General features: G+C 44.0%; 4 protein-coding genes and 1 pseudogene. All 5 read right to left on the reverse strand.

All coding sequences use genetic code 11. The features are described 5' to 3' along the window. Window positions 1-847: 847 nt before the first annotated feature. The 5 genes and pseudogenes from AC4II3_RS06810 to AC4II3_RS06830 all read right to left on the reverse strand — a co-directional run bounded on the left by AC4II3_RS06810 (window position 848) and on the right by AC4II3_RS06830 (window position 8,637). Window positions 848-1,282, reverse strand: coding sequence for a HetP family heterocyst commitment protein (locus AC4II3_RS06810; protein WP_488014701.1), 435 nt, complete (start codon window positions 1,280-1,282; stop codon window positions 848-850). Between the two features lie 172 nt (window positions 1,283-1,454). Then, a complete protein-coding gene (locus AC4II3_RS06815) occupies window positions 1,455-3,056 on the reverse strand; it encodes a beta-barrel domain-containing protein (protein ID WP_488014703.1) in 1,602 nt (533 codons plus the stop codon). 797 nt (window positions 3,057-3,853) lie between these two features. Further along, the gene (locus AC4II3_RS06820; RefSeq protein ID WP_488014705.1) at window positions 3,854-7,081 is read right to left on the reverse strand and encodes a peptide cleavage/export ABC transporter; all 3,228 of its coding nucleotides are present in this window, start codon (window positions 7,079-7,081) and stop codon (window positions 3,854-3,856) included. Window positions 7,082-7,583: 502 nt separating this feature from the next. Then, window positions 7,584-7,736: pseudogene (locus AC4II3_RS06825) on the reverse strand (HetP family heterocyst commitment protein); the annotation flags it as partial. Window positions 7,737-8,106: 370 nt separating this feature from the next. Further along, on the reverse strand, window positions 8,107-8,637 hold the full coding sequence (locus AC4II3_RS06830; RefSeq protein ID WP_488014707.1) for a hypothetical protein: 531 nt from the start codon (window positions 8,635-8,637) through the stop codon (window positions 8,107-8,109). Window positions 8,638-9,619 lie beyond the last annotated feature (982 nt).

The following is a 9,619-nucleotide window of genomic DNA, read 5'->3' on the forward strand; positions in this document are numbered from 1 at the left end:
TAGCTGTTGATATAACTATAGCCAGATTCCCCTAGGCATGTCTCGCCAATTTGGCTTCAACCTTTTTTTTTTTTAAATCCCTGGATTTACTAAAAGTATCTAATCACCAGTAACCAATTCTGGATTAGTTCAAATAGATTAGTAATGTTGATGAGGTTTTATTGAAGTAATAAATTACTAATAAAGCGGTTATTATATCTAATCTAATTAAAACTATGAACGCCACTTTGGCTTGATATTGATGATTGAATCATCCCACCACTAAAGTAGGTGCTAAAGTCGGTGGGATGTGGAGTCTTTAGTTAATACCAAAGGGAACAGCGGAGTAGGGAGCAGGAAGTGTGGGGGGTGTGAGGAGATGGGGAGATGGGGAGATGGGGAGATGAAATTATTGATATGTAGCAGTGTGAGGGCTAAGAATTGGTATAATCTGAGTTCGATATAAGCGATCGCTCGACGAAAGAGTCAGGAATACAAGCGTTGGGCCACTAGGGTAGATTAAGGCTTTCAGGGTTACGTCGAACTTAGGTTAACTAGGGATTAGGCACCCTTAGACCCTTAGATTAGGCACGCTTAACCATTAACCGTGCCACCTAGCCCTAACCCTCAAAACTAAATTGACAGAGTACTAGGACTGTTTCATTCCCGTCTGTAATCAGACAAAAAAACGCCTCGTCCATCAACAGGTGTGACCCGTGGCGAATTTAATTCGCCAAGGTCAAGGGCACCTAATGGACAAGGCAGTTATTAATGAATTAGTTTGACCACAGGCTTAGTCTGATCTGCTGTGGTGGTAACTAGTGCTGGTGATGATAAGGAGGATGGGTAAGAAAATGATTACACCTGCTCACCACAGGGAAGCCAAACAGTCTCGCCGTAAATAATCGGCTAACTTCTTGAGCATGGATTCCTCTTCTTCGAGTTGAGTGATAAACTGCTGTTCTTGATCGCCACCGTGGACCTGTGAGGTTTTCTTGCCAAGCTTCTCTACATAAGCCAGATCTTTGATCTGGCTCAAACGCTGCCGTGCATTCAAGACGTTATTGCCATTGCTCATCATACTAGCTTGCTTCTGTAAAATCATGTCCCGGTTTTGTTTGAGCAAGCGGCTGTAGGTTCTAGAAGGCATGTAGTCTAGAGGGTTATGGCCTGCCAAACGTAGCATCAACACACAAGCCCAAGAATATTTGCCATCAAGGATAGCTTCCTCGATCTCGCTAAATTTATCGGTATCCATCACGTTGTTGAGCTTGGTATTGGCAGAAGGAATACGATAGGTCATGGTTATTTGTGATCCTGTAAGTCTAAAGGTCAATAGTTTATAAGCTGGGGTGCAGTTAACTTGCAGATTTCAAGGAATTACTAGCAAATTGACTACTAAGAATTAACGGTCAACTGTTAACCGTCAACGGAAAACGATCAGTCAGTGATGAAAGTGATTTGAGAACAGAGCACTATAGATCGATGCCACTTTTTTGCAGTTGTCGCATCGGATCCAATAAGAAATCAATAATCCGACGGCGGCGGATGATGATGTCAGCATTGGCGGTCTGACCAGCCTTAAACCGAATGATTTCATCATCTTCAATCACATAGTCACGGTCAAGGGACACTTTGACCTTATAGACTGAACCCATTACTTGATCAGCTTTAGCATCGGAAGAGATGGAAATCACCGTGCCTTTGATGATGCCGTAATCCTGATAGGGATAAGCATCAAATTTCACTTGCACCGGCATTCCTTCGTTAATGAACCCTGCCTCCCGAGTAGGCAAACTTGCCGATAGCACTAGGGGGGCACCTTGAGGAGCGATTTCGGCGATGCTATGTCCTGGTTGCACTACTTGACCAGTATTAGAAATGTTTAGGGAAGATATGATCCCATCCACTGGCGCTTTGAGAAACTTCTGTTTGAGCCTGGTTTTAGCAGTAGTAACCAGGGTTTCATTTTCAGAAATTCTAGCTTTGATTTGGGTCAGTTCTACTTCTAACTGTTGAATTTTCTGCTGTGCTTCTAGGCGAGTGGTGCGTCCGGTAGCTTGCCGATGCTCTAATTCTGCCTCTAGTCGCTTAATTTCTGCTAACGTCTGTTGTAGCTCACCTTGGCTTTGGGTAGTCGCCGCTTCGCGATCGCGTATACTTTGCTGAGCTTGAAAAATTTGTTCGCGAGTACTCAAACCATCTTGCAGTTTGCTTTCGGTAACAGCACTTTGGCTAGCACGAAAGCTTTGTTCTGCTTGAAATACCTGTTCTTTCGAGATTGCTCCTTCTGCCAACAGAGGCTTAAGGTTATCGAGTCGTTCTTTGAGAGCCACTACATTAGCCCGCCGTTGCTGGAGCAGTTCTTGGGCTGTCGCCTGCACCAGCTTCATCCGTTGTAATCGTTCGCGATTAGCAGCTTTAGCTAACTGATGTTGAATGATTTGTTGTCTAATTGCCGATGCACTAGCTTGTGCTCGTGCGATCGAAGCTTGTTGTGCTTGAACTTCTGCTTGGGTAATCTGCTCACGAGTTTCTGCTTCCAGACGGGTTCTTTCAAGCAGTCCTTGCATCTGAACTAACCTAATCCGGTCTGCATTAAGCACTTTCTCTAAACGCTCTACTTCCTGAGTGGCAAGCTCTGTATCCAGTTCCACCAAGACTTCCCCAGCTTTAACCGCTTGCCCTTCTTTGACCTTAATACTAGCAATCTTGCCTGGCTCAATCGGGTCAACTTTATAAACGTCGCCTTTTGGCACTAAGCTTCCATGAGCTTTACCGACTTCATCAATCTGCCCAAACGTTGCCCAAGCCACAAATATCGTACAGAAGCTTAATCCACCCAACATCAAGAGCCGGGGAAGGTTCGCCGGAGGCTGGTCAAGGGTAGTTTGTATTGAGGTTGACCATTTGGACGTACTAGGAGCATTGGCAGTATTGCTTCCTACCTCTGTGCTGGGTGAGCCTGCCTCTTGGTCATAATCAGGTCTCAGGCGACCTGATGGCATTAAAACGACGTTACCCTGACGACTGGTAGCCGCCTCAGGTGGGGAGTTGATTGGTTTTGCTTGTGTCATGGTGGTAGATCACGCTAAATTAACATTTTAGGGAAATGACCAATGTTTTGGGAAAGAAAGCGACCAATTCTCGTGCTGCCCTTAGCTTCCCGGGGCGAGTTTGGTATTGTTGGGCAGACCGAAATCTTTGGCATTACCTGACTCTACTTGCCCCTTTTTCAGATAGCTTCAATGCACCCCGAGATCAGAACTTAAACCCTTCCCCTTTAAGTAGCCGTCGGTCGGTCAAACCTATTGGCTGAGCACGCTGTGAGGTGTGGACTTGAGCAACCTGACCCCTAGGGTTAGGCTCTCCAAGTTACCTTCGTCTCACCTTTGGTGGGGTGCATGGGAATCAATTAAACAAAGGAATTGGAATTAAACTCTCCGGTGAGTGTGCTTCATGGGGTATTCTCAGGGGATTCTAAACGGTTGTTAGAAGATGGGTGTGGAGCCATATCTAAACACGTTTTTCTCCCCTTCTGTTCACACAGGGGTTTTCAACTTTTCTGATAAAAGATCAATTTCATCTGAGTATGTTGCTAAATTGGCAGATTTTTGGCAGCTTTTTACAAAGCTTGACATAGCGATAGCTAGCTTCAAATTTCATTTGTGCTTAGTCATTAGTCCTTTTCACATCACTGTGTTGCCAAATTGGCAAATTTTTACATAGTTTGATATAGTGATAGGTAGCTTCAAATTTTCTTAGTCATTAGTCCTTTGTGACTAACCAGGGTCTGTTGGTATTTACAAATGACTAATGACTAAATAACTAATAACTAATAACTAATCGCTAATCAGCACTTGTTAACAATCTATTAAAGATCTAGCTGCTGCTGTGCTAGATGATAGTAAAGACCTTGACGATCCATGAGTTCCTCATGGTTGCCTTTCTCGACCAGAACACCTCGGTCTAGGACAAGGATGCAGTCAGCATTCCGCACTGTAGAGAGGCGGTGGGCGATGATGAAGGTAGTGCGATCGCGACTAATGCGAGCTAAGTTTTGTTGAAAGCGGCGCTCGGATTCTGTATCTAGGGAGCTAGTCGCTTCATCCAGAATCAGAATCTTGGGGTTGCCCAATAGGGCTCGGGCTATGGCAATCCTTTGTCGCTGTCCACCAGAAAGGGTAGAGCCTCGCTCTCCGACTTTTGTATTATATCCCAAAGTCATACCTTGAATAAAAGCATGAGCTTCTGCTAGTTTGGCTACCTCTACGGCTTCATCCAGGCTGAAATCCGGTCGGTAGAGAGTGATATTTTCGACAATTGTCCCCGAGAACAAGAAACATTCTTGGGGTACCACACCCATTTGAGAACGCAAAGATTGGGGGGAAATATGGCGGATATCGTGTCCATCTATCAAAATACGACCATTAGTCGGATGATAGAGACCTTGCAGTAGTTTCACCAGGGTACTCTTGCCCGAGCCACTGCGCCCCACTAGAGCAATGGTTTCTCCAGCCCTAATCTGTAGGGAAATATTCTGTAGGATATTGCGATCCTCATCCTCAGAGTATCGGAAGGTAACATCTTCCAATATTACATCACCCTTAATCTCAGGTAGAACCAGCATCGGTTCTTGAGGATTCTCCTCTGGTTTAGCAGATAAGACATCATTAAGCCGTTCTACAGACACCAAGATTTCTTGAAACTCATCCCAAAGATTTACTAGAGCCAAAATCGGACCAGTGACTCGGCCAATGAGCATATTAAACGCGACATACTGACCGATAGTAAGCTGCTCATTAATTACTAAGCTAGCGCCAAACCAAAGCAAAGCGGTGCTGCTGAGAGTATTAATTAGAGAACTAATTGACCCCAACCCGTTAGCCAGGTTCCTACCTTTAAATTGTACATTCAACTGATTGGTGAGGCGATCTTCCCAGCGCCAGCGCACTTCTTGTTCCGAAGCCGCCGTTTTCACAGTAGCAACCCCTGACATCATTTCCACTAACATAGAATTTTGTTGGGCTGCTTCTTTAAAGATTTCCCTGGACACCTGGCGTAGAAAGGGACTGGCAATCACAGTCAAGATGGCGATGGGTAAAATCGTTGCCAGCACCAGCACAGTTAGACGCCAATTGTAGTAGAGCATCAGTCCAATATAGACAAACACCATTATGACATCTAGCCAAGTAGCAATCGCTTGCTGAGTTATAAAACCCTGAATTTTTCCAGTTTCCTGAATTCGGGTCAGGATATCCCCCACCTGGCGGGATTCAAAAAACTTCAGAGGTAAGGTCAGGGTATGGTTTATGAACCCACTGACGAAGGTGAGACTAAGCCGATTGGAAAAGTAGTCGAGCAAGTAGCGTCTGGTTATACTAACCCCAATCGTCCAAATGCCAAAGATGATTAGACCAATGGAGAAGACATTAAGAGTGACAAGGCTTCTGTTGATAATCACCCGGTCAAGAATGATCTGGGTAAATAAGGGAGTAATCAGACCAAAAACCTGAAGGATGAGGGTAGCCAAGATAATTTGCAGCAGGACTGAGCGATGGGGCCATAGCAACCCCCAAAACGGCCCTAAAGAACGTTTGTCGTTGGGAGTAATTGCTAGTTGGGGAGTTGGATCCAATAGCATGGCATACCCAGTCCAACTTTGGAGAAAGTCTTTGCGAGCAAGCGATCGCTTCCCCACTGCTGGATCTGCAACAAGTACCTTATTACCCTTTACCTGGTAGACAACAATATAGTGATCCCCTTCCCAGTGAGCAATCCAAGGATTACTCCGATCGGCTAAGCGACCTAAAGAAGCCCTGACTGGACTAGCTTGAAAGCCTAAACTTTCTGCTGCTTTAGCTAAACCTTTGAGGGATGAACCAGAACGGCCCACTCCCGCCAGTTCCCGCAGGGAGTTGAGAGCAAACCGTTTACCCCAATACTGCCCAATCATGGCTAAGCAGGCAGCACCACAATCCGAGGAAGCTTGCTGCTCAATAAAAGGATAGCGCTGCCAAAACCTTAGGAATTTCCAACCCTGCTTTGCTGGTTTAGGAAAATCAAAGCTTTCTGACTGACTCGGTTCTTTTGGCGTTTGTTGCTTAGGAGGTTCTAAAACTCGCCGAGTCGGTCGTGCTCTAGTCTGGTTTGGATGTGGTGAGGGAGTATGGGTTTTATTAACTAAGCCTTGAGCCGATGGAGATTTACCGTCACCATTTTTAGCACTTTGGCTGTTCTCCTGATCTGGTGAGTCGGTGGAGTTAGCCAAAACTGGGGCGATTGCACAAGCCGCTTGCCAATGCTCTTGAGGCAGCTGGTAAAGCAATACATCAGTTTGGGCAATCCAATCTGTTGGTACTGGCATCGGATATCCCCAACTGTCTCCGATGCTAGGAAATGGAGCAGAGGAATTTGCCTCTGTTCCTTCTGGCGTTCCCATTTGACCACTACGTAGCCAGCAATGCCCAGCTTGGGAAGAGGACACCAGAGACTCCCCAGCCTCAATGCGTGTTTCTACGATGTAGGGCAACAGTTGATTTAGGCTAACACCGTTAAGCGTACGCAATTTTGTCAAAGTCTTGAAGAAAATTAGGCATTGCCGGTGCTGGGCTTGTTGCCCCAGGATTTCCGACCACTTCGGCAACCGTTCCAACCAAGGCAAGAGTTGATTTAGGGAAATACGAGCAACTTGTCCTGAACTCGCTGCGATCGCTCTGTAAGGATAGGATAGACTACCTAAGAGATCATAGGCACCAAAGGTTTCCCCTTCTTCGAGTACCTGTATGGAAACCTCCCGCTGTTTTTCAGCATCAAAGCCTAGTAGTCGTACCCGCCCCTGACAAACTAGGTAAAGATTTTGGTGATCTTGTTCAATCTCAACAGAATCTTTGGATAGCTCTGGTGTATTATAGGCAAGGATTTTATCCCCTAGCTGGAAGTTATCAAGGTCAAACGATTGACTAAATTCGTAGTTGAGCTTTGGATCGACTGAGTCTAGGGTCAAGCTTTGAAGCACCACTGATAAATTGCTAGCAGGGTCTGGGTTGATAGAAGACGATGGTAACCCAGGCTCTGCCGAATCCCTGATTATATTCTTCATATGTTAAACATTGAAAATTGATTTTTAACAATTAACCATTTACAATTAACCATTTACAATTAACTACATTTAGTTAGCTAATAACTTAGTTTTTGTCAAGTCACTAACCGACTAGTTACCAATAATTCACAAAAACTTCACCAAAACTTTAAGTAAACTTCATCGAAACTTTAAATTACCCCTAGGGCATCTGGTGTAAAGTAAACCCATAAGGGTTGGGGATAGGAGGTCAAGTCTGAGTCGGATCATCAAGCCAATAGAAGTCAGCTAGATGTAAGCAGATAGGTCGGTTGATGCGAGTGGAGTTCAACATATTAAACACCGAAGACGTTGACAAGTAGGCTCTGCATCAATAGCCCATCAATAATCCATCAAACTGACCTAGGCAGGTGGGTTTTCTTCAGACTTGATGAATCTCCAAAATTTCCCGCTTAGCTGACTAGACCTTACTAACAACCTGTGATCGTGATACAGGGGTTTTGCCAACTGGATGCTTACCAGCTTGACTATTTTCTTTGATTAACCGATTGTAGGTTCGGTAAGGGATGTAATGGAGGGGGTTGTAGCCAGAAAAACGCAGAACTAACACACAAGCCCAAGAATACTTGCCTGCGATGATAGCTTCTACGACTTGGTTAAGCTGGTCATTAGTCATGACTTTTTCAGAGCTTGTAGAGGTTGACGTTGGTTGAGATGTTCTAGTAGTTGATGGTCTACTAGTTATTGAGAGTAATTTTTTTGCCATGGTAGTCACCCAGAATTAACGACATCTTGTAATGGTCTATACCCAACTGGCAAGGGGAAGTTGCCAGTTCACCAGGGAAATGATTAAGCCTTGGAACAACAGGTTAAGGATTATTGCAATTGCGACCCATAGCTGACTATGGAGTTTGCGCTCATAGTTATTTGTCTAAACTTTGTCTAAACACTTAAGGTATAGACACGCTTTGCTGCTACAAACTACCGTATGCACAATAACAATCTCTCAATCCAAGGATTAATCGGTGGTATCTGTTGAGGCTCACTTACTCAACAAATACCACCCTGATCATTGGCCACAATGGATTTAACAACTGCTGGATTAGAGCAGAATTGAGTTTGATATCGATTACCAACCTAAATACTTGCCAGTGGGGTTGAGTTTTTACAATCAGCCCCATATGAGTCCCTTGTAATGGGGGCATATCAGTGATTGCAGTTATGTCACAGAAGACTTTCAGGAGATTGAACATCCCTTGCAGTAAGCTAATTTCTGCCTTTTTTGCTCCCACCGAGACTGATACGTTTGACGATAGCACATCATTCCGGAAATAGCTGCTATCCTGTTCAATGCCTTCAGTGCCAACACCAGTGTCGGAGGTGTCAGATCTAAGACCCCTCAGCAATCTTTTCGAGATAGTTAACCCACAGCACGGCCAGCAATGGCTAGGGTCGTCAGTGGGTTTAAAACCTACTGCTTTTAGGTTCAATTTGCTAAGCACCCCTGAAAAGCTCTTAGTAAAAAGCTGGATTAGAGAACGCGGCGATGGCTTCCGCTTTCCTAATGGTATGTTCATGAGTATGTCGGATGATTTTTTCAAAGTTGATGCTGTTGTGAAACCTAATGTTACACCTAATTTTTCACAATACCAGAGCCTTGCCTAAATAGACTAAGCGCAGATGAGCGTGAAAGATTGATCCTATTTCAGGCCCGTTACAACAACAAATACAAACCCTTTTTAAATTCCTCTGTCTTTAGACAGAAAACTTTTCTGTTGTCTGAAGTAAATCCCCAAACACCTAGACACCGAAACAGATGAGCACCTGAATTTAAAAATATTCTAGAGTTTTTATCTAGAGTTTCTATGTGGCTAACTGCTGAGCTGATTGAGAGCGAGTATATCTACTCAGCCAGAGCGCCATAAAGCCGATGGCGTAAGCGCCTGAACTAGTTACAAGTTCTATTCAAAAAACTGGCTCAGTCAGCGGAAACACTAAAATCACTAGCTTGAGCATAGTTACCCTCTTTGATTCTTTCAAAAAAGACAAATCCAAAGTTGGATTGGTTTGGTTGTTTGGTTTATGAAGTTATATTTCACGCTGATGATCTTGAACGTGAAATTTTGTTCATCTACAAAAGGAAATCTAGTAAATTCAAGGGGTAGTTGTCAAGCGAAACTCACATTTCTTTTCTACATTCACATTTTATTCATACTTTTTTCACAAAATTACCAAGTTTATGCAAATTTCACACAATCTTCACGTAATCTTGAGTAAACTGACAAGGAAATCTCGGGTATATATGTCACCCTAATCAACTTAAAGGAAACTTTAATGAAATCTTTACTATATGTTTACTAAAACTTGATCCACCCCCAATGTCAATTTGTAAATTTTTGTGACAAAGATCATGGTTAATCTCTCCCCTCTGACCCCTCGTCGGGTCTATTCTCCCTCTGGGGCTAGTGAACTAAGGAACTTCGTCAAGTGTAGTGGGATCAGTGACCAATTACCAATTACCAATTACCAATTACCAATTACCAATTACCAATTACCAAT

The organism is Moorena sp. (genome assembly GCF_982860115.1).